This is a genomic window from Klebsiella sp. HC6 (assembly GCF_022605325.1).
GTDB lineage: Bacteria > Pseudomonadota > Gammaproteobacteria > Enterobacterales > Enterobacteriaceae > Klebsiella > Klebsiella terrigena.
This window is the reverse complement of the sequence record NZ_CP093277.1, coordinates 139,883-161,204: the sequence shown is the minus strand read 5'-3', so window position 1 is coordinate 161,204 and position 21,322 is coordinate 139,883. Positions and strand designations below refer to the sequence as shown.

Annotated in this window: 27 protein-coding genes and 1 pseudogene; 7 read left to right on the top strand and 21 right to left on the bottom strand. The window is 49.8% G+C overall.

What is annotated here, in order from left to right:
• The first annotated feature begins 482 nt into the window (after positions 1-482).
• Positions 483-2,015 carry an IS3 family transposase gene (locus MMW58_RS29505; protein WP_241723803.1) on the top strand — a complete coding sequence of 511 codons (1,533 nt, stop codon included), beginning with the start codon at positions 483-485 and terminating at the stop codon, positions 2,013-2,015.
• A gap of 158 nt (positions 2,016-2,173) precedes the next feature.
• Here the strand turns inward: MMW58_RS29505 and MMW58_RS29500 are convergent, their stop codons facing one another.
• From MMW58_RS29500 to MMW58_RS29460, 9 genes are all read right to left on the bottom strand, one after another.
• On the bottom strand, positions 2,174-2,656 hold the full coding sequence (locus MMW58_RS29500; protein WP_004098919.1) for a GNAT family N-acetyltransferase: 483 nt from the start codon (positions 2,654-2,656) through the stop codon (positions 2,174-2,176).
• Positions 2,644-2,910 carry a type II toxin-antitoxin system TacA family antitoxin gene (locus MMW58_RS29495; protein WP_241723802.1) on the bottom strand — a complete coding sequence of 89 codons (267 nt, stop codon included), beginning with the start codon at positions 2,908-2,910 and terminating at the stop codon, positions 2,644-2,646. The genes MMW58_RS29500 and MMW58_RS29495 overlap by 13 nt, the downstream gene beginning before the upstream one ends.
• Before the next feature lie 175 nt (positions 2,911-3,085).
• Positions 3,086-3,340 carry a hypothetical protein gene (locus MMW58_RS29490; protein WP_009653916.1) on the bottom strand — a complete coding sequence of 85 codons (255 nt, stop codon included), beginning with the start codon at positions 3,338-3,340 and terminating at the stop codon, positions 3,086-3,088.
• A 75-nt stretch (positions 3,341-3,415) separates the two neighbouring features.
• A complete protein-coding gene (locus MMW58_RS29485; RefSeq protein ID WP_009653918.1) occupies positions 3,416-3,673 on the bottom strand; it encodes a hypothetical protein in 258 nt (85 codons plus the stop codon).
• A 48-nt stretch (positions 3,674-3,721) separates the two neighbouring features.
• Entirely contained in the window at positions 3,722-3,925 is a 204-nt protein-coding gene (locus tag MMW58_RS29480; RefSeq protein WP_004098931.1) for an HHA domain-containing protein, read from the bottom strand.
• Positions 3,926-3,958: 33 nt separating this feature from the next.
• Complete coding sequence (locus tag MMW58_RS29475) at positions 3,959-4,327, bottom strand: hypothetical protein (protein ID WP_009653915.1); 369 nt, start codon at positions 4,325-4,327, stop codon at positions 3,959-3,961.
• Between the two features lie 43 nt (positions 4,328-4,370).
• Positions 4,371-4,865, bottom strand: a complete 495-nt coding sequence (locus tag MMW58_RS29470; RefSeq protein WP_013023776.1) for a hypothetical protein — start codon at positions 4,863-4,865, stop codon at positions 4,371-4,373.
• A gap of 30 nt (positions 4,866-4,895) precedes the next feature.
• Positions 4,896-5,462, bottom strand: a complete 567-nt coding sequence (locus MMW58_RS29465) for a hypothetical protein (RefSeq protein WP_009654312.1) — start codon at positions 5,460-5,462, stop codon at positions 4,896-4,898.
• Complete coding sequence (locus MMW58_RS29460; RefSeq protein WP_009310051.1) at positions 5,459-5,722, bottom strand: hypothetical protein; 264 nt, start codon at positions 5,720-5,722, stop codon at positions 5,459-5,461. The genes MMW58_RS29465 and MMW58_RS29460 overlap by 4 nt, the downstream gene beginning before the upstream one ends.
• 283 nt (positions 5,723-6,005) lie before the next feature.
• Here MMW58_RS29460 and MMW58_RS29455 point away from each other — a divergent pair, with 283 nt between their 5' ends.
• The gene (locus MMW58_RS29455) at positions 6,006-6,590 is read left to right on the top strand and encodes a hypothetical protein (protein ID WP_223862240.1); all 585 of its coding nucleotides are present in this window, start codon (positions 6,006-6,008) and stop codon (positions 6,588-6,590) included.
• A 213-nt stretch (positions 6,591-6,803) separates the two neighbouring features.
• Here the strand turns inward: MMW58_RS29455 and MMW58_RS29450 are convergent, their stop codons facing one another.
• Together MMW58_RS29450 and MMW58_RS29445 are read right to left on the bottom strand one after the other, a co-directional pair.
• On the bottom strand, positions 6,804-7,730 hold the full coding sequence (locus tag MMW58_RS29450; protein WP_224373622.1) for an Abi family protein: 927 nt from the start codon (positions 7,728-7,730) through the stop codon (positions 6,804-6,806).
• 155 nt (positions 7,731-7,885) lie between these two features.
• Positions 7,886-8,467, bottom strand: coding sequence for a hypothetical protein (locus MMW58_RS29445; RefSeq protein WP_073554098.1), 582 nt, complete (start codon positions 8,465-8,467; stop codon positions 7,886-7,888).
• 286 nt (positions 8,468-8,753) lie between these two features.
• Here MMW58_RS29445 and MMW58_RS29440 point away from each other — a divergent pair, with 286 nt between their 5' ends.
• The 3 genes and pseudogenes from MMW58_RS29440 to MMW58_RS29430 all read left to right on the top strand — a co-directional run bounded on the left by MMW58_RS29440 (position 8,754) and on the right by MMW58_RS29430 (position 9,217).
• Positions 8,754-8,933 (top strand): type II toxin-antitoxin system ParD family antitoxin, encoded by a 180-nt coding sequence (locus MMW58_RS29440; protein ID WP_004118349.1) that lies wholly within the window; start codon positions 8,754-8,756, stop codon positions 8,931-8,933.
• Positions 8,899-9,018 (top strand): type II toxin-antitoxin system RelE/ParE family toxin, encoded by a 120-nt coding sequence (locus MMW58_RS29435; RefSeq protein WP_009654306.1) that lies wholly within the window; start codon positions 8,899-8,901, stop codon positions 9,016-9,018. Before MMW58_RS29440 ends, MMW58_RS29435 begins: the two co-directional genes overlap by 35 nt.
• Before the next feature lie 36 nt (positions 9,019-9,054).
• Positions 9,055-9,217: pseudogene (locus MMW58_RS29430) on the top strand (type II toxin-antitoxin system RelE/ParE family toxin).
• Positions 9,218-9,396: 179 nt separating this feature from the next.
• On the opposite strand, the gene MMW58_RS29425 reads toward MMW58_RS29430, so the two are convergent.
• The 7 genes from MMW58_RS29425 to pcoA all read right to left on the bottom strand — a co-directional run bounded on the left by MMW58_RS29425 (position 9,397) and on the right by pcoA (position 16,246).
• On the bottom strand, positions 9,397-9,831 hold the full coding sequence (locus tag MMW58_RS29425; RefSeq protein ID WP_004118347.1) for a hypothetical protein: 435 nt from the start codon (positions 9,829-9,831) through the stop codon (positions 9,397-9,399).
• A 215-nt stretch (positions 9,832-10,046) separates the two neighbouring features.
• Positions 10,047-11,447, bottom strand: coding sequence for a copper resistance membrane spanning protein PcoS (pcoS, locus tag MMW58_RS29420; protein WP_064360950.1), 1,401 nt, complete (start codon positions 11,445-11,447; stop codon positions 10,047-10,049).
• A complete protein-coding gene (pcoR, locus tag MMW58_RS29415) occupies positions 11,444-12,124 on the bottom strand; it encodes a copper response regulator transcription factor PcoR (RefSeq protein ID WP_001188930.1) in 681 nt (226 codons plus the stop codon). The genes pcoS and pcoR overlap by 4 nt, the downstream gene beginning before the upstream one ends.
• Positions 12,125-12,178: 54 nt before the next feature.
• Entirely contained in the window at positions 12,179-13,057 is an 879-nt protein-coding gene (pcoD, locus tag MMW58_RS29410) for a copper resistance inner membrane protein PcoD (protein WP_080821469.1), read from the bottom strand.
• Positions 13,058-13,112: 55 nt separating this feature from the next.
• Entirely contained in the window at positions 13,113-13,493 is a 381-nt protein-coding gene (pcoC, locus tag MMW58_RS29405) for a copper resistance system metallochaperone PcoC (RefSeq protein WP_085397508.1), read from the bottom strand.
• Between the two features lie 39 nt (positions 13,494-13,532).
• Positions 13,533-14,423: a copper resistance outer membrane transporter PcoB gene (pcoB, locus tag MMW58_RS29400; protein WP_001378118.1), complete on the bottom strand. Its 891-nt coding sequence runs from the start codon at positions 14,421-14,423 to the stop codon at positions 13,533-13,535.
• A 5-nt stretch (positions 14,424-14,428) separates the two neighbouring features.
• A complete protein-coding gene (gene pcoA, locus MMW58_RS29395; RefSeq protein WP_073554100.1) occupies positions 14,429-16,246 on the bottom strand; it encodes a multicopper oxidase PcoA in 1,818 nt (605 codons plus the stop codon).
• Positions 16,247-16,480: 234 nt separating this feature from the next.
• On the opposite strand from pcoA, the gene MMW58_RS29390 reads away from it, so the two are divergent.
• Both MMW58_RS29390 and MMW58_RS29385 read left to right on the top strand, forming a co-directional pair.
• Positions 16,481-16,930 (top strand): hypothetical protein, encoded by a 450-nt coding sequence (locus tag MMW58_RS29390; protein WP_064360952.1) that lies wholly within the window; start codon positions 16,481-16,483, stop codon positions 16,928-16,930.
• A gap of 288 nt (positions 16,931-17,218) precedes the next feature.
• Positions 17,219-17,956 (top strand): peptidoglycan DD-metalloendopeptidase family protein, encoded by a 738-nt coding sequence (locus MMW58_RS29385; protein ID WP_000287501.1) that lies wholly within the window; start codon positions 17,219-17,221, stop codon positions 17,954-17,956.
• Positions 17,957-17,989: 33 nt separating this feature from the next.
• Here the strand turns inward: MMW58_RS29385 and MMW58_RS29380 are convergent, their stop codons facing one another.
• The 3 genes from MMW58_RS29380 to MMW58_RS29370 all read right to left on the bottom strand — a co-directional run bounded on the left by MMW58_RS29380 (position 17,990) and on the right by MMW58_RS29370 (position 21,237).
• On the bottom strand, positions 17,990-18,187 hold the full coding sequence (locus tag MMW58_RS29380) for a DUF2933 domain-containing protein (protein WP_000843497.1): 198 nt from the start codon (positions 18,185-18,187) through the stop codon (positions 17,990-17,992).
• Between the two features lie 40 nt (positions 18,188-18,227).
• Positions 18,228-20,699: an Ag(+)-translocating P-type ATPase SilP gene (gene silP, locus MMW58_RS29375; protein ID WP_129897305.1), complete on the bottom strand. Its 2,472-nt coding sequence runs from the start codon at positions 20,697-20,699 to the stop codon at positions 18,228-18,230.
• 97 nt (positions 20,700-20,796) lie between these two features.
• A complete protein-coding gene (locus MMW58_RS29370) occupies positions 20,797-21,237 on the bottom strand; it encodes a DUF411 domain-containing protein (protein ID WP_002436620.1) in 441 nt (146 codons plus the stop codon).
• Between the last annotated feature and the right edge of the window lie 85 nt (positions 21,238-21,322).

Below are 21,322 nucleotides of genomic sequence, written 5' to 3'. Positions count from 1 at the left end.
TTGATCCTGGAGGCGTTCAAAGTCGGATAACTGTTATCTTGACATTAGATGGCATTAAAACTAACACCATTTTTAATAAAGGATGACTGAAATTGGTTATATCAGTCTTATTTTATCAGCCTGGGTTAGACTCCATGTTATCGTTCACAGCAGTAAATTAGTGAGGGCCACGATGAGCGAAATATAGTCATTCGCACCCTGAGAATTATACTTTGAAGTGATTCAGGGTATGCGCTTACTGGTTACGAATATTGAGCGAGAATCATGTGATGATCGCCGCTTTTCTTTCGAGCCAGTAAGTGCTCCACGTTCGCTAACGAATACTCAGGGCATGCAGATAAACTGCTGGCTATATTTCTTTCGAAGAGCGTGGAATGCAACCAATCCCCGATGAAAAGGAGTTGGTGATGACTACGACTAATCAATTTGCTGCACATGTTGGGGGGGTGCGGACGAATTCCTGGACTTTCAGGAGTTAATTTATGCATTCATACGAGGATCGTATCCGGGCCGTCGAACTTTATTACCGGTACGGTAAAAAGACCTCTGCGGTTGTCAGAGAGCTGGGATATCCTTCCACAAAACAGTTGAGCCGTTGGGTACGGATTTATGAACAGAAGGGCGATTTACCCAGAGATTTAAAGCCAAGGGAACGCTATTCACGTGCGCAGAAAATTGCTGCTGTCGAGCATTATCTTACACACGGTGGATGCCTGTCGTTCACTCGTCGCGCCATTGGTTACCCCTGCAACGAGGTTCTCAAATCCTGGATTCGGGAATTTTACCCGAACAGCCGTCCTCTGATTATTCGCTCAGGCACAAACAAATGCTTCAGCCCGGAAGAGAGATCTCAGGCCGTCAGAGAGCTCTGCAGCCGACGTGGAACCGCGCTTAAGGTTGCACAAAACATAGGCGTCAGCGTTCCAGTCCTGTACAAATGGAAGAAAGACCTTATCAGTGACGAGGCTTATCAATCCATGCGCAAACGAAAAGCTGTCCTTCAAGATAAAAACCAGGATGCTTTGCTCGGTGAAATCCAGCGTCTCAGACAGCAGGTTCATCAGCTGCAGCTCGAACGTGACATACTGACAAAAGCGAATGAACTGATAAAAAAAGACCTGGGCATCAGCTTTCTGACCCTGAAGAACAGGGAGAAAACCCAGATCGTTGATGCCCTTAAGAAAAAGTATCCCGTTGCTGAGTTGCTTGGCGTTCTGCAACTTGCCCGCAGCTGCTATTTTTACCACAAAGCCAGCCAGCGCTTGAGTGATAAGTATGCGGAAATACGCGTGATCATGGCGGAGATCTTTGAGGAAAACTACCGCTGCTACGGCTATCGACGTCTTCATGCGATGCTTCGTACTAACAACCGGTTTATTTCTGAGAAGGTTGTCCGCAGACTGATGGCAGAAGAACAGCTCGTTGTTAAGCGCGCCAGGCGACGACGATACAGCTCTTACTGTGGAGAAATCGGCCCGGCACCGGAAAATCTGCTCGCCCGGGATTTTAGTTCCTGCAGCCCAAATGAAAAGTGGCTGACCGATATTACCGAGTTCCAGCTTCCGGCTGGAAAAGTGTATCTGTCGCCGGTTATCGACTGCTTTGATGGCCAGGTAGTGAGCTGGTCGATAGGAACACGCCCGGACGCAACGCTGGTGAATACCATGCTCGATGATGCGATCGGCACGCTCAGCGCAAATGACAAACCGGTGATACACAGCGACCGCGGTGGCCATTATCGATGGCCGGGTTGGCTTGATCGTATCAACACATCCGGACTTATAAGGTCCATGTCGCGCAAAGGATGCTCGTCGGATAATGCGGCGTGTGAAGGCTTCTTCGGGCGGGTCAAAAATGAAATGTTCTATGGAAGAAACTGGGCAGGTATAACGCTGGAAAAATTTATCTGCTTCCTGGACAGATACATACGCTGGTATAACGAGAAGCGTATCAAGCTATCATTAGGTGCAATGAGTCCGGTGAAGTACCGGCAGCATCTTGGGATCACAACATAACAGTCCAGGAAAACATCCGCAGCCCCAAAAGTGACATTACTAAATGGTTCTAACACATTCAGTGCGCATAACAAAGATTATGTTAAATCAAATAATAAACGAAATAAAAATCAATATGTTGAGGCAGTGGCCTGCTACTTTCCCACTCCAGCAACCAGTCATGGAAGCTTTAGAAACAGAGTCCTCTCATGAGTTTGTGATGCCTTAAATCCATGGTGAGCATAGAAACCTTTGGCTTCTTCAGTAAGCGCATGAACCATTATCGCACGAACGCCAATGTTCTCAGCTACGCGATAACACCGTAGAACTGCATCGTGGAGTAAATCGGCACCAACCCCTTTTCCGTGCAATGAGACATCTACCGCCAGGCGAGCGAGTATAATCACCGGTATAGGATCTGGCATGTTACGCCGAAGACTGCCTGTAGCTTCCGTATGGTTAACGCTACCGGTGGCCAAAGAGTAAAAACCAGCTACTTTCTTCGTACCCTTCTTGCAAACAACGAACGTTCGGGCAGCGCCAAGAGCTTGATTTTTTAAACCTCTCTGTTTTAGCCATTCATCGAGGACTGTCTCTCCACTGACGAACTCAGCCAGCTGATGAGCGCTGGATAACGGCTCGGGCGCGGTTATACGTCCCACTGAGGTTTCCTTGCCAGTAGTTTATTAATGGCGGAATCATCCTCGATTGGTGCATCGAGCATATCGATGAACTCTGCATACTGTTCGTCGTTAAAATTGAAAACACGGCGATCAAGGATCACATTCTCCGCAGCCTTGCAGGCAATCTCTAGGATAAAGTCGGTTCGCGATTTATGAAGGATCTCTGCAGCGGCATCGATGAGTGCTCTCTGAGACTCTTTAGCTCTTAGGTTGAGTTGAACATCTGATTTCATACACACCTCTCCTGTATAGCAATTGGTATACAAGAATAACACAACACGAACGTATAGCAAATGCTACACATCTCAAAGTGTCGATAATTCGTTTTATGTTAAATATCAATCACTTAGCGTCAAATTATAGCTGTTCTTCTGCAATGGCCTGCTCACTATCACTGCCAGCACGACTTCAGTCGGGATAGATGGATTCTTTTCTGGCATTAATGCCATAAAGACAAACACGGTTTTTTTCAGGCAAATGGATACCCATCAGGCGAAGAATAAAGCCGCGCCACCCCCGGTTAACCTGACGGTTATAGTCATACAGGTCTGCATTTTCTTTTTTAAGCTTTGACCATTCATGCATGAGTGTTAGTGCATCGAGCTCGGTGATGTGCTTCACTTCATCACCGATACGTACTGTGTTAATGCCTCTTCCCGTCATGATGATCCCCTCCGGCAATATCAGTTTCAGATTAACGCTGTTGTGATGATGATTTAACTACACACTAAAGGCAATCTAACGTTTAATCATACCTCTGATAATAAAGAACATCATGGTTAATGAAAACACAATCAGAAGCCAGCCAAAGGGTTTGGCATCAAAAAAAGTAGTGATGCAATCATTAGTACAGGTAACCACCTTCGGGGTGACAATAGAAATTCCCCATCCAAGAATAACTACCATAGTGCCTGCTACTGCGGCTAAGAAAAAAGTGGTGAAGAATGCGCATCCGACTACCAGTAACAATCCAATCAGTTCAAATATCATATTCATGATTGCGCTCCAGGTGAGATAACTGCGAACAGACTGATGCTGGCTGTATTATTTAACATATTTCCAGACGCCTGCTGGTATTTTATCATAAAACTTCCCCATTGCCATTTCCGCCAGCCGGTGATCCACTGCGGCATTAAAGTGCTCAAGTTCGTCATCCGTCAGGGAATATTTATTTTTTTCTATTATCCTTTCCAGAGTTTCCTGTGATGTACAGCGGCGTAGTCGTAAAATCCATTCCTGTTTCGTCATTAATTTTATATATCCTGAGGTGTCCCGGTAATATCATTCTGGAAGATGCTTTTCTTTCAGTCGGTTATGAGTGAACCATTTTGCATATGTAATGTAGACCACAAAAGTTAAGAGTGCGGACAGACTATATATCCAGAGAACAGGCACTACGTGATGAAAACGTATCATCTGACCGGATTCATCTGCCATACTCATTAATGCATTGCTGTATGTTTCAGTCTGAATAAACTCGTAGTAAGGTACCATCACAACATGAAGAAAAAATAAATTAAGCAGATACGTCAGAGAAAACGCGTGTTCCTGCCCGTTATAGGGCGCATACTGCGCAAAGGCGAACATCCATCCTGTGAAAAGCAGAAAACACATCGCGAAATACACCACCACCCATACCGCTGTTTTCATCACTGCCCTCAGTTATATAATTTGTCTGTAACGAAAATGGCATTCAGGCGTTCAGGTCCGTGCCGTTCTGCTTAAGATAATCACTGATGCTCAGGCCGGACAAGCGAATGTTATCCGAAATCTCCCTGAACTGCTCCTCCCAGCCGTCCTGCAGCTCCCTGATTGCCGCGATCTGGAAAGCAACACTGAAAGGCGTTCTGCCCAGTTTCTCGGAAAGCCAGAACAGATGCCTGCCAATCTCTTCGTCCGGTACCGAATCGAGCGCATCACTCAGTAAGGTTTTTTCGTCTTCCTGCCAGGGATGACCGGCTCGCGGAAAACGCGGATCAGGCTGGCGGTCTTTTTTCTCCCTTTTTTCCCGTCTGGCAACGGTCGGCGCATCGCCTTTTTTCAAGCCGACGCGCGCTTTCATGGCGCCGATAGCGGCGACGGCCAGTACCAGCGTTTCACGCTCCTGGCGCGTGAGCAGGCTGTCCTCGCAAATCAGGGTGTTCAGGTTATCGATCAGCTTATTCAGCCCGGGTTCAGTGACTTTCATTTTATGCTCATATTCCTTGTGTGGTGGCTATCAGTCCCGGCTCTCATTCACCTGGACGGTGACCGGCAGGCCTGCATCAAAACAGGTCTGATACCAGCTGGCCACCTGCAGGGGATCGCCCTCTTTTATCCGGCGTATGCCGCCGGCATCCGTCAGCTGCAGGCAGGTGGTACCGTCCAGACGGATCACGTAGGCCGCTTCCCGCAGGGAGTAATGACCGTCACCCAGCTGCAGCTCCACCGCGTCACCGGCAGCCGTCTGGCGTAACGGCAGACGCCGGACGTCTGTCAGTCGTTGTCGTGCCGTTTCAGCCTCGCGTTCTGCCTGGAAGAGCGGTTCTGCAATGCCGCGACCGGCCTCCGTCAGCTCGACGGCCAGCTGCAGGTTCGGGGCGCGCAGGGTGCGCAGCCAGCCCGCGGCTTCCATGCGCCGGCAGGAGGCGCGCAGGTTCGGCCCGTACACCGGGGCATCCCCGCCCTGCTCCAGCACCCGCTCGATATCCCGCGTCGCCACCGGCCCCGGACGTTTCGCATCGAGGGCGGCCAGCACAATCAGCACCCGCCGCTGCAGCGGCGATGGTCGGCGCGCCTGAGTCATTGCTTGTCCGCCTCCGGCCAGATGAGTTGTCTGAGGCGCAGGTGATCGGCGTCTATGAGCTCTTGTCTCTTTATGGCATTCACTGAGGCATAGCCATTTATGGCCAGTTCATACCAATAGCTCAGCACGGCACCGGCCTTGGCTGACTCGCTGATGTAAATCGCGCCCTGGCTGTCCAGATTGCATTCACGGATACGCTCTTCCGCTATCCGGGTCAGCTGCTCATAGCTGAGTGAAAAATTCACTTCTTTCTCATCCATCCTGCTCGCTCCGTCTGAACATGTCCGGTTAGGTTAAAAATCATATCATGTATGATTTATTACTAATAATTCAAATATCATATCAGATATTATTGTGTGTTTAATGCTAAATATCACATTCAGTATGATTTTATGTGTTTGGTTTGATTATCATATCCTTTGCGCGTTTCCCGCCGCGCAGATCCGGTTTCTGGCTAAGTAGGAAGCAAGGATTATCACATGCCTGTATTAGGCTCCAGAGCGTGAAAAGGCGCACAATGTGGCCTTCTTAGTACAGGAGAACATGGCAATGACAGACCAGAACAATGAAGCTCGCGATATGTGGGCCGAAGCGTTGAGTTTAATGTTTAAAGGCGATCACCAGGAAGAATTGTTCCGGATTTCAGATGATGAGATTGATGCCCTGGAGGGGTTGTCTCCGGACAGATGGCCAACGGCAGGACAGACAGACATTAACTGGGATCTGTCTGTTCCGGGGCGCAGACATTCGATTTACCTTCCTGGTCCACGGGTATTGCAGCCTGCTGACTGTGAACAAATTGATCTCAGTTCTCTGGTGCTGGGGAAAGCCTCTTTTGCTGATTTTGACCCGCTTATTAATTCCTTCTTTCGACTGACAGATTCCAGCCTCTGGGTGGAAATTACCAACCCGAAACTCGGAAAGGCCATACTGCATATCGCAAAAGGATGGCCTGTTTCACCGGTCCTGTTATCTGTGCACGAAGATGGTGGATTTCATTTCGGGGACGGGACCCATCGTTATGAGGTACTGAAGCGGTCTGGAACACCTCATTTTTATTTTCTGGCTATGCCGGATGATGTATCTGCCATTAATAAGCAACTTACGTTTCAGTGGATGAGCGACTAACGCTTTGCGTCAGCATGGCATGTCTGGCTATGCGGAAAGCAAGTGGGACGTGCCTCATGTCCTGCTGAAAATGGCAACGGAAGCCGTTCAGCTTTCAGTGTTTTGTGAAGAATCCCCTGCCACAAGGGAGGGGAAAGGTCAGAGGGTACGGATAAAATCGGGACCAATAATGGCAATGATCCGGGTACGGCTGGTCAGGCGGATGATTTTTTGCTATCCGAGCCCCCGCAATAATTTTCTGATCTCTTTACTGCGCCGCACGTTCAGGTCGTGCATCAGCTGTGCCCGTCCGGTGAAACTCAGCAAACCATCGTGCGTGGCCAGTGCCTCGAAACGCAGATGATGACCTTCTGCCAGAAACGCAGCATGCCTTGCAGGACTGAGCCAGCTGAGAGCCTCCAGCATATCTTTCCATGCCCGACGCAACAGCTGCAGGGACGCCTGAAGACCATATACCGGGCGGTTGTAATCCGGCGCACCGGTAACCGGATCTTCCTCCTGGAATTTCCAGACTGCTTCATGGTGCGCCAGGCGGTTACGCAAGTCACGGATACGGGTAAATTTCTTTTCCAGCACGTGACGGGGGGTGCCGGCCGGGGCGCCGGGGAACACCGACGGAAGCAACTGGGGCCACAGGAGCGAGCGGTTCCGCGGTTCATCGTAGTTTTTCGTGAGAAAATTGGTCCAGAAACCAAAGTCCAGACCGGAGATCACCCGCTCTGCCGTCGGCGCCTTGCCCGCAGCACGGATACGTTTTGACACCTTACGGATACAGTCTTCTTCCCAGGCTGTCCGGTCATACACCGGTTTCCCGTGATGCATGAGCTTCTGGCCACGGGCATCGGTTTTGTAGCGCTTGTTCTGGCGTATCCAGGTCTTGTCACCGATATAGCGGGGTAAATCAAAGATCCAGTTGGTATCGGTTCGCCAGTGTCCGGCAGCGCCGGGCAGCCGGGCATGGCGAATACTGTAATCGATGGCGTTACGCAGCGTCACCTCAAGGCAGTGCATCAGCGGCTGCATGGCGGCGGAAACGGCTTTGTTCCAGTTATACCCGCCCAGTTCTTCACCAGGTTTCAGCTTCAGCACGTCAGTGTAAATGTTCAGCCGCCCGGCCGAGATATAGTCTTCCAGCTGCATACAGCCCTCCCGGGCTAAACTGAGGGTCAGGTTGACGGGCGTACCAGTAACTGGTAGATTTATCCCATCAAGGCGCGGATTTCTTCGGACCCGTGCGTTAAAGTTAGTACCGGAAAAGCCATCCCTCGGGGTGGCTTTTCTCGTTTATATCTGTCTCAGATAAGCGACCATTCAAAAGCGTCCATGCGCATTGCCTTTCGCAGTTCATTAATCATTTCCTGAAAAACAGTTTCCGGGAACATATTAAAAAGTGACCGGTGAAGCGCCTGTACCGTCTCTTCATCCCGGGACGCCCCGTTGACCAGCAGTGCGGCATACAGGGAGTTCCCCCTTGCCAGGCTGTCAATCCCTCTCAGCTGTCCGGCGCGGATCTGAAGGTATGGCATCCCCGCGAGCATAATGCGCTGCAAATCATCGTTGTTTTTTATCCCGAGAATACGGCAGAACTCCCGGTGGCCGGCCTGAGTCATCTCCAGATCATAAACATGCTCGCTCAGTACTGTTCCGGCCATCCTCGCCATTTCCTGGTCCATCAGGGCAACCAGTTCACTGGTGCGGATGAAATTGCCGATCAGATCGCCAAATGTTGCCGTCAGAAACTCCTGCACAAAATCACTCTTTGATTTGCCGGCGGCTTTAGCCTGCCGCGTGATAGCTTCATCCACATCAACTGGCACATTACGCACCGTAATGGTGTTAAACAACTCAGAGGGGTCTTTTGATTTGGCATCTTTCATTACGGGCACCCTGTTAACGACTACTGACTGCATTCTGATATCAGCATCTCACACGCGTAAATGTGATGCAATATTTTATATCTGCATTTTTCAGGATGAATTTGATGCATAGGATAAGTTATGATTCCAGCGTCACTCTCTTCATTTTGCACAGATCCGGAAAAAGGCAAAGTCGGATCTCCAGACTGCAGCAGGGCTTTTTTGAAAAAATGCCGGAGATGGAAGCAGCGTAGTAAGCTGATTTAATGATGTAAGAATAAATCTTACATTAAGATATGGAGGGGTTATGGCTCGTACGATGACGGTGGACGTGGGTGATGAGCTGCATGAAAAGCAGGCTGAATCCAGACTTCAGGAACTGCGCGATCTGCTGGCCGAAGGGATCAGCAGCGGCGAGGCGAAACCATGGAACAAGAATGCATTCCTGAGGAATGTCAGGGCCAGGGTGGCAAATGAAAGAGATTGAGCTGACACCCAAAGCAGAAGAGGATCTGGAGGCCATCTGGGACTTCAGCTTCAGACAGATCGGGGTTGTTCAGGCGGATGCATAGATCGGTCGTATAGCTGCAGTATTTGATGTGCTGGCCATGCATGATATCGGCACGCATTGTGCAGAGCTGGGAGACGATATCTGCACACTGCCGGTAGAACCGGCATACGATCTATTTTGTATCATCACATTCTATGGTTACGGTCATTCGTATTCTCAGCCAGTCTCAGGATACGGCGCGACATGCACCCTGGAGATGACCGGGGAACAGGATTCTCAAACAATATAAGTTAATTGTGAGGTCGACATGACCAAAAAAAACATTGTGTATGGACTCTTTCATTATTATTCATTTCGCTTATAAAAAAAACGCTCCCGGACGGGAGCGTAAGCCAGTGACTTCGGCGTCAAATGAGGGTCTGACAAGTGGAGCTGCGGGTTAATTCTGGGTGATCTGGCTGCGATGCTTTTCCGCCTGTTGCTGATGAATAACGGAAGACTGGCCATTATTCGCCTTCTCATGCACAACAGCGGCTTTCTCATGCTCGCTCATTTCGGAAAATGGCTTAGCAGTTTCTTGGGTGTTCTCAGGTTTGGCTTTCATCATTTTTTTATGCATTTCAGCCATGTCCTGATGGGCGGCAGAATTGCCGTTTTGCATCATTTCATGGGACATTGCGGCCTGATCGTGACCGCTCATATCCATCATTTTCATGCTCTCCCCCTGAACTGCACTTTTTTCAGCGGATGATTGCATCTGATGGGCAGGCGCCTGGGCATTATTTACCTGGTCATGCATGTTCATTGTCTCTGCAGCCCAGGCAGATGAAGCGACAGCCATCATGGCAATAAAGGATACAAGGATCTTTTTCATGGTTGGGTCTCCGGTGTTTTCATACCCGAACAATCAATGCTTATAACAGAGAAAGCATTTGATCTCAGGGCTGGTTGATCATCACGCCAGGAACCGGGCGATTGAATTATCACGCTGTCCTGATTTATGGCTGATTATAAAAAACCGCCTCTGTTTATCGCGTGACTGAACGATGACATTTTTGTCACCTTCCGGGTTTCTCCTGAATAACGGTATTAATCCATTAACAGACGCACACTGAACACAATTTCCCGCCCCTGCTGTTCTGCTGACAGCTCGCCGCCGTGAGCATGAATGATCGACCTTGTAATTGATAATCCCAGCCCCGCGCCTTCCGTGTTGTAGAACCTTGATGAGTCTGCGCGATAGAACCGGTCAAACAAACGTTCCAGATTAGCGGGAACCTGGCCGGACATCGTATTCGTAATCATCACGTTCACACAGTCACTGTCACGCTCAAGGTGTATCGCTGTACAGGTGTTATCGGGAGAATACTTGATTGCATTGGAAAGCAGGTTACTGAAAGCACGTCGGAGCATATCGCTGTCTCCGGCAACAACGCCCTCTCCTTCAACCGTGATTGTCTTTCCTGTTTCGTCTGCCAGGGGCTCGAACAACTCACGTAATTCATTCAGTTCGGCTGCCAGATCCACATCATGTTTATCCAGCCGCAGCAGACCATGCTCTGAACGTGCCAGAAAAAGCATGTCACTGGTCATTCGTGACAACCTTTTCAGTTCTTCCAGGTTAGCGAATAAAATTTCGCGGTAATGCGAAACATCCCTTTCCTTAGCCAGTGCAAACTGCGTCTGCATCATCAGATTACTGACTGGTGTGCGCAGCTCATGCGCGATGTCAGACGAGAAATCTGACAGTTTCCGGAATGCCCCCTCCAGGCGATCAAACATATTATTGAACTCCTGCATGGTCTCAGAGATTTCCGGCGGAGCCAGATCGGGATTTAGACGCTGATCCAGGCTGTGTACGGTCATGGAGGAAGCCAGACTGGTCATTTCCCGTAGCGGTTTCAGACCAATACGTGTGGTCAGCCAGCCCAGAATAACAGAAATAAAGACCAGACCGATATTGAACCAGAACAGCCAGGTACTGAGTTTGTCCATAAACAGGGTGTGATACCCAGTATCCGTGGCAACCGTAATGATGACATGTTTGCTTTTACCCTGTTCCGGCGTCACGGCAACCCGCCGCGAGATACTGCGGTACACGGTGTTATTTTCTTCCGTCTGGATCATATAGTCGAGAATATCACCCGACTTATTAAGCAGGACCGCTGGAACAACAGAATTTTTGGCATAGAGTTCAACAATTTTTTCATTTTCCATGTTTTTTATAGAAATGAATAAGCCATTGTGCCCCACCATCGCATCGTTTATTTTTTCTGATAATGACTTAATATCCGTTTTGTTCCTGAACGTCTCTGTTTTAAGAAACTCTTCGGTGAGCTGAAGTTTACCTGTCAGAAAATCGCGGTCCTGATTATCGAAATAGCCATTCAGGGTGCTAATCAGGATAAAACTTGATAACCACCATACCGTAAGCATCACCGCAGAAAAAATCAGGCTCAGGCGTGTGGTCAGGGAAATTTTGAACCTCACTCTTCTCTGATCTCCAGGACATATCCGGCACCGCGAACGGTATGGATCAGTTTTGGCTCAAAGTCATCATCAATTTTACTTCTCAGACGTCTCACGGCGACATCAATCACATTCGTATCACTGTCAAAATTCATGTTCCAGACCAGGGACGAGATAAGACTCCTGGGTAACACTTCTCCGGTGCGTTGCAGCAGCAACTCAAGCAGAACGTATTCTTTACCGGTGAGATGGATCTTCTTCCCCGAACGGATCACGGTCCGGCGCACCATATCAACGGTCATATCGGCGATGGTGCAGACTGTTGCGGCCTGCGAGCGTGCCCGGCGCAGTAGGGTTCTTACACGTGCAACCAGCTCCGTAAAATCAAAGGGCTTAATCAGGTAGTCATCTGCGCCAAGCTCCAGTCCTTTCACTTTGTCCCGCACGTTGTCCTTTGCGGTTAAAAACAGGACCGGTTCTTCGTGCCCGGACTCCCTCAGTGCGCTGATGATTTGCCACCCGTCGAGGAAAGGCAGCATCACGTCCAGTATTATCAAATCATACTGTCCCTTCGACGCGGCCCCGAGACCATCGCGGCCATTATTAAAGAGATCGGCCTGATAGCCTTCCTCAACCAGTCCCTGCTGCAGGTAACGACCTGTTTTTTGTTCGTCTTCAACGATTAAAATACGCTGCATGGTCAACTCGCTGATATGAAAGTAAAAATCTCACGCATGAGCTTTGGCTGTCCCCTAGCTGATCTGAGACGGAGCAAGCATTCCAAGCCACGCTACGGCGCCCAGAATGATAATCGCAACAACGAATTCTGTCAGGATGCTGTTTCGCATCAGGGCAACGCTGCGATCATAATTCCCTTCCCTGACCATAACTTCAAGCCGGGGACCCAGGTGAAACCGGTTTGCTGCAGCCAGAAGAAGCATCAGAACAAACAGAGCCGTCTTGGCAAGCAATATCCTCCCCCAGGAACTGTTGAATAAGGGAGTTAAGTTACCCTCAGCAATATACAGATAGTTGACCAGCGCACTCAGGATCAGGGCTACAACAATCACCGTTCCTGCCGTGGCAAATTTTGCCAGGGAGTCAGATATCACAATGACGCTCTGTGCATTATGCTCGTTTCTGCGCATCAGCAGGATAGCAAATGCAACCAGAGCACCTGTCCAGGCACCTGCAGCGCCGAGATGGGTCAGATCGCTCAGTAAATGGAGATAGTAATGCAGACCGTCATGCATAACGGCGTGTCCTCCCCAGGCAAGTGTAGCCAGCGCCACGCCCCCACTCATCGTCATCAGCAGGCAGGACAATACTCTCTTATTAGTGTAAAGGAACAAAGCACCGAGTGTGGTAAACAGGGCACAGAGCCTGACAATCCAGCTAATACCCACATCAGTTTCTTCTATCACCATCTCGATAACATGGATGGATAATTCTCTGAGGTCAGTTACTCCACTCATGGCATTAGATACCAGGAGCATATTAATGCCAGTAAGAATGATGCCTGTAACAACAGCAAAGGTTATAAACGACCTGAAATTAGTCAGGTTATAGGTTTCATGTCTGACACCGCTTATTCCATATATCTGAAAAAATGGCAATCCAAATATTACCATCAAATCCAGATAAAGAAGAAAACGAATAACAATCATAATCAGGTCGTTCATAATATTACTTCACTGTAAAGGTGTAATTACCGGTAATAGGGTGCGTATCTGAAGAAACCGCGCGCCAGTCAACACGATAAGTGCCAGCGGGTAAAGGCTCTCGCGGAATAATGACCATCGATTTAGGGTCAGCGCCTGGCGCCACTTTTGCCGCGACCGGCATCGGAGAATGTGATGACATGCCTTTCATACCCGTCATCGTTAATTTTGCACCTGAGAATTTCACGGTCAGATTTTCCGAGAAATTAAGCTGAATCTTTTCCGGGGCCGCTACGGCTGAATCAGCCTGTGGCACAGAGCTTTTTAATTCCGGATGGGCCGTAGCAGAGAAAGCAACGCCCATAACGAGGCCACCTGTAAGAATGGCTTTATTTAAAATCGACATTTTATTTACCTGTTTAGTTGAGTGTTTTATATCAGTGCGTTAAAACCAGATTCTGGCTCCCGCCAGGAATACTACCTGATGGTCTTTCTCACCTTCTCTTTTCGCCATATCGGATGTTTTCCCGTAAAGTTGATTCCAGGAAACGCCTATATAGGGTGCAAACTCACGGCGTATTTCATAGCGCAGCCGGAGCCCCAGCTCTGTGTCAGTCAGTCCCCTGCCGCGACCCCGCGATTCATCATCCTGACTGTAGAAATTCACCTCATAGGATGGCTGGAGTATGAGCCGGTTAGTCAGTAAAACGTCGTATTCTCCTCCCAGACGAAGGGCTGCTTTTCCGCCATTACTGACAAAACCCGTAATTTCAGACTCAAAATTATAGAGTGCCAGCCCCTGAAAACCGACAGCAGCCCATGTCCGGGCAGAAGCAGGTCTGAAATCCTGCCTGACACCCGCAACCAAATCCCACCATGGGCCAACCGCATGTCCCCAGAGTAACTGCGCTTCAGCCGCCTCCGTTTCCCCATTGCTTCGTTCACCTTCACTCTTTAGCCAAATCCGATCTGTGTCGCCTCCAATCCAGCTGTTAACACTCCAGCTGAAATTGTTGGTGTTATCCGACCGTTGCCATTCCAGTTGATCCAGCAGAACCAGATAATTAATCGCACTGTCGTGAATCGCATGCCCCTGTAAATTGCCGAATGCAGCCTTCCGGTCGGCATCGGTAACAGGCGGAATTGGCGTTCTGCTCTCAGTTACAATGGGCTCCATTGACGTCATCTCAGTGAAATTCTCATCTGCTGGCATCTGCATGGCAGACATGTCGTGCCCGGCGTGGGGATCTGCAGAGACGGAGCCCGCCGCAATAGAAAGCTGTGAGGTAAACAAACCGGCGACCAGAACAGGTATGGCCTTCAAATTTCTCTTCATTCGCATCATTCCTCCACCCGGACTTCACGAAACATTCCCATTTCCATGTGATAGAGCAAATGGCAGTGATACGCCCAGCGGCCAAGCGCATCTGCTGTCACTCTGTAACTGCGTTTTGTACCAGGGGGAACATCTATTGTGTGTTTACGAACCATGAAATTACCGTTTTCATCTTCCAGATCGCTCCACATACCATGCAGGTGAATGGGGTGAGTCATCATGGTATCGTTGATCAGCGTGATCCTGAGCCGCTCACCGTATTTCAGCAGCACCGGTGCGGCATCTGAAAACTTGATTCCGTTAAATGACCAGGCAAACTTTTCCATGTGGCCGGTTAAATGCAGTTCTATGGTACGGCCAGGTTCACGTCCGTCAGGATCCTCAAAGCGGCTTTTCAAATCCGCGTACGTGAGAACCTTTCTTCCGTTATTTCGAAGACCAATACCCGGATCATTTAATTTCGGAGAGACGCTCATCGCCTGCATATCAACCAGTGGGTTATCCGTTTCTGACGCAGGATGACTTTGCATACCCGGCATTCCGGCCATCCGGGAATGATCCATACCGGCCATGCTGCTGTGATCCATGGGCGCGGAGGATGTCCCGCTATCCGGAAGGTCAGCACCGTCCATAGACATCATCTCTCCGCTGTTATCCATGCCTCCCATCTGGCTGTGGTCCATTCCTGCCATATCATGTCCCATTCCCCCCATACCCATATCTTCCATGGTCAACAGAGGACGGGGATCGAGGGGGGGAACGGCAGCACTTAACCCCTCTCTCGTGGCCAGTGTCCCTCGAGCGTAACCGGTCCTGTCCATGGATTGTGCGAAGATGGTATAGGCCTCACCCTGAGGCTCCACAATGACATCATAGGTTTCGGCAACGGCAATCCTGAATTCGTCAACGGTAACCGGGTTTACATACTGGCCATCTGCAGCCACGACCGTCATTTTCAGCCCGGGGATACGGATATCGAAATAGGTCATTGCCGAGCCGTTGATAAACCGTAAGCGTATCTTTTCACCGGGACGGAACAGTCCGGTCCAGTTTTTCAGCGGGGCCTGCCCGTTCATGAGATAGGTGTAGGTGTAGCCACTGACATCCGCGAGGTCAGTCGGATTCATTTTCATTTCAGCCCACATTTTCCGATCGGCAATGGTGGCTGACAGCCCCCTGGTATTCACGTCGCGGAAAAAAGAGCCAACGGTTGGTTTATTGAAATTGTAGTAATCCGACTGTTTTTTTAATTTTTTCAGCAGGCTGTGAGGATTTTCATCGGTCCAGTCAGACAACATGACCACATGCTCACGATCGTAAGTAAACGGTTCTGGCTCCCTGGCATCGATGATAATGGCACCGTATACCCCCTCCTGTTCCTGCAGACCGGAATGGCTGTGGTACCAGTAAGTCCCGTTCTGCTTAACCTTAAAGGTGTAAACGTAGGTATCATCAGGCTCTATGCCCATAAAACTCAGCCCCGGAACACCATCCATATTGGCCGGAAGAATAATGCCGTGCCAGTGAATGGACGTCTGTTCATTAAGACGGTTTTTGACCTTCAGGGTAATGGTGTCACCTTCTTTCCAGCGAAGAACGGGCCCCGGCAGGCCTCCATTGATTGTTTTGGCCTGACGCTCACTGCCCGTGATATTGACGGCCGTTTCACCAATGGTCAGGTCAAACTGAGTACCCTGCAGGGATGCGGCAACTGGCAGGCTCAGACTGGAACGCGCATTGAAACTCCATACGCCAAGACTTCCGGCTACGCCAGAGAGGGTTAACCCCTTCAGGAAAGTTCGTCGAGACGTTTTCAACAGCATGCGCATTCCCTTATTTAAAGTATGGTTACTGACAGAATTCGAGAACCGATTTAAATTAAATTACTGGTTCATCCACTTACAATGAAATGAATCTAGCACACCTTAAGAAACAAATTCATTACAATCGTGTAATGTACATAGCTGTATTACATTTACGTCATCTTCCCCACAGGTTGATTATTTTTATATATGATCATAAGGACATCTTTTATGTACCTCAGAAGGTAATTACACATGAATATATTAATCACGACCACTGCGTTTACAGCTTTATTTTGTGGGGCAGCTTTTGCTCAGTCCAGTGATATTGCCCATGAAACACATCGATTTGTTAATAATGCCTCAGCCGTCAGTCATGTGAATTACTCGACGCATGAAAACTTACCGGACAGGGTTAATAAAAACAACACGCCCTCATTCTCTGAAATGAATGAACATGAAAGGGCCATTGTTGCTCATTCATTTATGAACAACAGCGCGTCCTATGCGCATCAGAAAATGATTGAGGAACATAAAAAAATGCTGTCCGGCAGTGATGCAAATTCAAAGACCTCGTCTTCTTCTTTTAACGAACTGAATGCCGGAGAAAAAGCCGCTCTCGTGCATGAGCAGGTCAATAATGCCGGTGCGGAAGCACATCAGACGCAGGCAAGAAAGCTTCGCGGGCTGTATTCGACCAGGTAACTGCAGGCGGGTTAGTGCTTAGCGTCAGGTGCGCAGCAGGGCTTTACTGACGGGTTACGTAGCAGGACATGAGCCCCATATTGCTCTGCCGTAACCTGTTTCAGTCCCGTTAATCATCACCGTCGGGCTGGTCATACAGTTCCCAGAGCTTCAGGAGCAAACGGGAAACAAGATATGTTACAAAAATGACGACCATCAACGGTGCTCCCGATTAACTGACAGATGACACGCCTCCTGAAAACCCCTAGCATACGCCGCAGTGTTCATGCTAACGGCGAATTCCAGTAAATGTATTCTACCGATGTCGTAAAAGAAAATGCCTACCTTTCAGCCACCCGCTCGGGGCTGGAATCGAACGAGATCGCTACTCTTCAGCGCTCCTTGCCTTCCCGGTTTAATCTGCGGCATTTGAAAAAAAATGAATCATTAAAACTCGTACTGCAAAAGAAAGCGGGAAAATCACGTGTCGTGGCCTATAAATTTACGTCCGGTTCATTTAATTACACGGCGTATCGTATATCAGATAAAAAGTTCTATAACCTTTCCGATACTTCCGGGAAAGGCAGTCTCGATTATCCGTTACCGGCCACAGCAAGACTCAGTTCGCCTTTCAATCCTGCAAGACTTAACCCGGTATCGGGAAAAGTGAGTCCCCATAATGGCATTGATTATTCCATGCCCATGAACACGAAAATAGTCAGCGTCATCGACGGAAAAATCACCCGGGCCGAATACAACAGCACCATGGGATATTTTGTTGAAGTAACAGGAAAAGCCGGTGTTAAAACTCGCTATCTCCACCTCAATAAAATACTCGTTACTAAAGGGGCCAGGGTTACCCGGGGAGGCGCTATTGCGTTATCCGGTAACAGCGGACGTTCATCCGGTCCTCATCTGCATTACGAGCTGGTCATCAATAACAATCCTGTTAACTCACTGGCGTTCCGGGCAGCGGCACCCGCTGATAACAAACTTGAACAGCATGCCTTTGCGCATGCCAGAGACTACGAACGATACCTGGACTGATAACGGGGCCGCGACGCGGCCCCGTCTGCCGGATTAATTTTTTTTATCGTTTTCACTTCCTTGATGTTGATGATCTCCATGCCCTCCGTGGCCGTGGAAAAGATGCATTAGCGGGCAGACCAGCAATAACAGATATGGCCAGTAACCTGCCACATGTGACCAGTGTTCGCGCAGGAGGGCAAATGCCGCGATCGCGGCGACAGCAATAAGCGCATAGGTGGTACTTTTCATACTGGACTCCTTCTGTTCGTAACAGCCCCTTCACTCAGTGTTATTTCCCGAGCCTGACACTTTTCAGACGCAACGCATTCACAATGACGCTGACGGAGGAAAGAGCCATGGCCGCCGCCGCAATAACTGGCGACAGCAGTATTCCATACACAGGATAAAGCAGGCCTGCAGCCACAGGCACGCCAAGTGCGTTGTAGATAAATGCAAAAAACAGATTCTGTCGGATATTTTTCATGGTGATTTCTGACAGATGACGGGCCCTGTTCAGTATCATCAAGTCGCCTTTGAGAAGGGTGACTCCGGCACTTTCAATTGCCACATCTGTACCCGTTCCCATGGCTATTCCCACGTCAGCCGCTGCCAGCGCCGGGGCATCATTCACACCGTCTCCGGCCATCGCAACCACATGGCCAGACGCTTTCAGTCGGGTTATCACTGCTTTTTTGCCATCCGGCAGAATCCCGGCTTCAACCTCATCTATTCCCAGTTTCCGTGCGACTGCTTCAGCGGTAAGCTGGTTATCCCCGGTGAGCATAACGATGCGGATCCCCGCCTGACGCAAAGCTTTAAGCGCATCCGGCGTGGTTGCTTTCACGGGATCCGAGATAGCTATCAGGCCTGCAAGGTGCCCGCCTGTGGCCACATAGATAACGGTAGCACCTTCCATCCGCAACGTATCCGCAACGGCCTTTTGATTATCAATAACGATACTGTTTTCCTGCATAGCCAGTTCATTACCAATAACAACCCGTTGACCTTCGACATCGCCTGAGACACCTTTACCCGACGGCGCATTGAAATGAGTGACTGCGGGTATTGCGATCCCCTTTTCCTGTGCTGCTTTAACTACTGCCATACCCAGCGGATGCTGCGAGCCTTTTTCCACTGCGGCCGTTACACGCAAAAGAGATGTTTCCCCACCCGGATTGAGACTGATAATCCCTGTCACCGTCGGCGAACCTTCCGTGAGCGTGCCTGTTTTGTCGACAACCAGCGTGTCCACTTTTTCAAGACGCTCAAGGGCTTCGGCATTCTTAATTAACACCCCGGCCTGGGCTCCTTTGCCCACCCCCACCATTATCGACATCGGCGTGGCCAGCCCCAGCGCGCAGGGACAGGCAATAATCAGGACCGACACAGCCGCAATGAGACCGTGCGCCATCCTGGGCTCGGGCCCCCAGACAGACCAGATCATGAAAGCAACAACCGCGATAAGTATCACCAGAGGAACAAACCAGCCTGAAACGCTGTCAGCCATTCTCTGGATGGGGGCCCGCGAACGCTGTGCATCAGCGACCATCTGAACAATTCGTGAGAGCATCGTTTCATCACCGACTTTCTCTGCACGGATGATAAGACTACCTGTCTGATTAATCGTCCCCCCAATGACGGGTTCACCCTCCGTTTTGGTAACCGGCATAGACTCCCCGGTCACCATCGATTCATCCACGGTTGTTTTGCCTTCGACCACGATACCGTCGACCGGAATACTCTCTCCAGGTCTGATGCGGAGCTTATCGCCAGGCAGGACATCTTCCGCATTAATATCCGTTTCATGACCGTCATGATCCAGCCGCCTGGCGGTTTTGGGGGCAAGGTTCAGAAGTGCAGTAATGGCACCTGAGGTTTGTTCCCTTGCCCGCAATTCAAGGACCTGTCCCAGCAGAACAAGCACCGTAATAACAGCTGCGGCTTCAAAATAAATGGCCACCAGGCCATCCATGTTTCTGAACGATGCAGGAAACCAGGAGGGGAAGACGGTTGCAATGACGCTGTAAACCCAGGCTACGCCGGTCCCCATTGCAACAAGGGTAAACATATTCAGGGAGCGGTTACGTAACGACATTCCGGCCCGGGCGAAGAATGGCCAGCCACACCACAAAACGACAGGAGAGGCCAGAAGTAACTGCAGCCATGTGTTGTACTGTGGCGGTACTGTATTCCTCAAAGCGGGAAACAGATGAGAACCCATTTCGAGTATCAGAACCGGAAACGCCAGCAACAACCCCAGCCAGAAGCGTCTTGTCATGTCGCGAAGTTCATCACTCGTCCCCGTGGATGCCGTAGCTACGAGCGGCTCCAGTGCCATTCCACAGACAGGACAGCTTCCGGGACCACTACGGCGTATCTCCGGATGCATCGGACATGTCCACACACCTTCAGAAATCTCTTTCTCCGCCTGGCGGTGAGACTGTTTTATCTTATCAGGGCTGACTTCATGGTGGTCGTGGTGATGGTGATGTTCACTGGCATCTTCGGTAAAATAATGATCGGGATGGGCTTTAAATTTGCTCTCACAGCTGGCGGAGCAGAAATAAAGCTGATGGTCCTGGTATCGAATGCTGCTGTGCGCCTTGTCAGGCAGGATGACCATCCCGCACACGGGATCTCTCACCTTATGCAATGCGTGACTCTCGTCCGGGGATGATGTCTGCTCAGAAGCAGTCTGGTTGTTATGTTCCACTGCATTGTCATTTTTCACAGTAACTCTCCTTATGCATATCTGAAGCATTTTCTGTCTTCAGGATATGTCATGGATGCGATTACCACGAATGCCGCCGGCATAAGAGTGCCTGCTGCCGGCGTCCCGTTATCAGCCGTTCCGCTGACTATTCGATTCGCTGGAAGACTTTTTTACTGCCCTCCGGTGAGAATGCGATAACATCGTAAGCCTCTTTTCGGGCCCCCATCTCCATTCCCGGACTTCCTGCTGGCATACCGGGGGTGGCGAGACCGTATATACCCGAACCAGACTGCATGGCCTTATGTATCGTTGCCGCAGGCACATGGCCTTCAATGATCAAATTACCTACAACCGCGGTATGACAACTTCGTAGTCCAGCAGGAACAGCATGCTTTTCTTTCAGGGCTGACAGCGCCTGATCATTCATGACGTGAGTTCGCACTTCGAACCCGTCTTTTTCCATCGCTTTGCCCCACAGGGAACAACAGCCACAGTTTTCAGATTTGTACATATCAATGACTTTTTCACTCGCCATTGCAGGCAGTGACAGGCCGAGAGCCAGGGCCATTAGAACCACTTTTTTCATACTCACCTCTGTATATTATCGATATAAACCCTGACGTCAGGGTGAATCAGTGCAGAAGGACGCCCACTGGGGGCGCCCTTTCAGG

Bases quoted from the DNA above. Each gene is read 5' to 3' on its own strand.
- MMW58_RS29505 (WP_241723803.1), top strand. From the start codon at position 483: ATGCATTCATACGAGGATCGTATCCGGGCCGTCGAACTTTATTACCGG.
- MMW58_RS29495 (WP_241723802.1), bottom strand. From the start codon at position 2,910: ATGAAATCAGATGTTCAACTCAACCTAAGAGCTAAAGAGTCTCAGAGA.
- MMW58_RS29490 (WP_009653916.1), bottom strand. From the start codon at position 3,340: ATGACGGGAAGAGGCATTAACACAGTACGTATCGGTGATGAAGTGAAG.
- MMW58_RS29485 (WP_009653918.1), bottom strand. From the start codon at position 3,673: ATGAATATGATATTTGAACTGATTGGATTGTTACTGGTAGTCGGATGC.
- MMW58_RS29480 (WP_004098931.1), bottom strand. From the start codon at position 3,925: ATGACGAAACAGGAATGGATTTTACGACTACGCCGCTGTACATCACAG.
- MMW58_RS29475 (WP_009653915.1), bottom strand. From the start codon at position 4,327: ATGAAAACAGCGGTATGGGTGGTGGTGTATTTCGCGATGTGTTTTCTG.
- MMW58_RS29470 (WP_013023776.1), bottom strand. From the start codon at position 4,865: ATGAAAGTCACTGAACCCGGGCTGAATAAGCTGATCGATAACCTGAAC.
- MMW58_RS29465 (WP_009654312.1), bottom strand. From the start codon at position 5,462: ATGACTCAGGCGCGCCGACCATCGCCGCTGCAGCGGCGGGTGCTGATT.
- MMW58_RS29460 (WP_009310051.1), bottom strand. From the start codon at position 5,722: ATGGATGAGAAAGAAGTGAATTTTTCACTCAGCTATGAGCAGCTGACC.
- MMW58_RS29455 (WP_223862240.1), top strand. From the start codon at position 6,006: ATGGCAATGACAGACCAGAACAATGAAGCTCGCGATATGTGGGCCGAA.
- MMW58_RS29450 (WP_224373622.1), bottom strand. From the start codon at position 7,730: ATGCAGCTGGAAGACTATATCTCGGCCGGGCGGCTGAACATTTACACT.
- MMW58_RS29445 (WP_073554098.1), bottom strand. From the start codon at position 8,467: ATGAAAGATGCCAAATCAAAAGACCCCTCTGAGTTGTTTAACACCATT.
- MMW58_RS29440 (WP_004118349.1), top strand. From the start codon at position 8,754: ATGGCTCGTACGATGACGGTGGACGTGGGTGATGAGCTGCATGAAAAG.
- MMW58_RS29435 (WP_009654306.1), top strand. From the start codon at position 8,899: ATGTCAGGGCCAGGGTGGCAAATGAAAGAGATTGAGCTGACACCCAAA.
- MMW58_RS29425 (WP_004118347.1), bottom strand. From the start codon at position 9,831: ATGAAAAAGATCCTTGTATCCTTTATTGCCATGATGGCTGTCGCTTCA.
- pcoR (WP_001188930.1), bottom strand. From the start codon at position 12,124: ATGCAGCGTATTTTAATCGTTGAAGACGAACAAAAAACAGGTCGTTAC.
- pcoD (WP_080821469.1), bottom strand. From the start codon at position 13,057: ATGGTAATATTTGGATTGCCATTTTTTCAGATATATGGAATAAGCGGT.
- pcoC (WP_085397508.1), bottom strand. From the start codon at position 13,493: ATGTCGATTTTAAATAAAGCCATTCTTACAGGTGGCCTCGTTATGGGC.
- pcoB (WP_001378118.1), bottom strand. From the start codon at position 14,423: ATGAAGAGAAATTTGAAGGCCATACCTGTTCTGGTCGCCGGTTTGTTT.
- pcoA (WP_073554100.1), bottom strand. From the start codon at position 16,246: ATGCTGTTGAAAACGTCTCGACGAACTTTCCTGAAGGGGTTAACCCTC.
- MMW58_RS29390 (WP_064360952.1), top strand. From the start codon at position 16,481: ATGAATATATTAATCACGACCACTGCGTTTACAGCTTTATTTTGTGGG.
- MMW58_RS29385 (WP_000287501.1), top strand. From the start codon at position 17,219: ATGTATTCTACCGATGTCGTAAAAGAAAATGCCTACCTTTCAGCCACC.
- MMW58_RS29380 (WP_000843497.1), bottom strand. From the start codon at position 18,187: ATGAAAAGTACCACCTATGCGCTTATTGCTGTCGCCGCGATCGCGGCA.
- silP (WP_129897305.1), bottom strand. From the start codon at position 20,699: ATGCTTCAGATATGCATAAGGAGAGTTACTGTGAAAAATGACAATGCA.
- MMW58_RS29370 (WP_002436620.1), bottom strand. From the start codon at position 21,237: ATGAAAAAAGTGGTTCTAATGGCCCTGGCTCTCGGCCTGTCACTGCCT.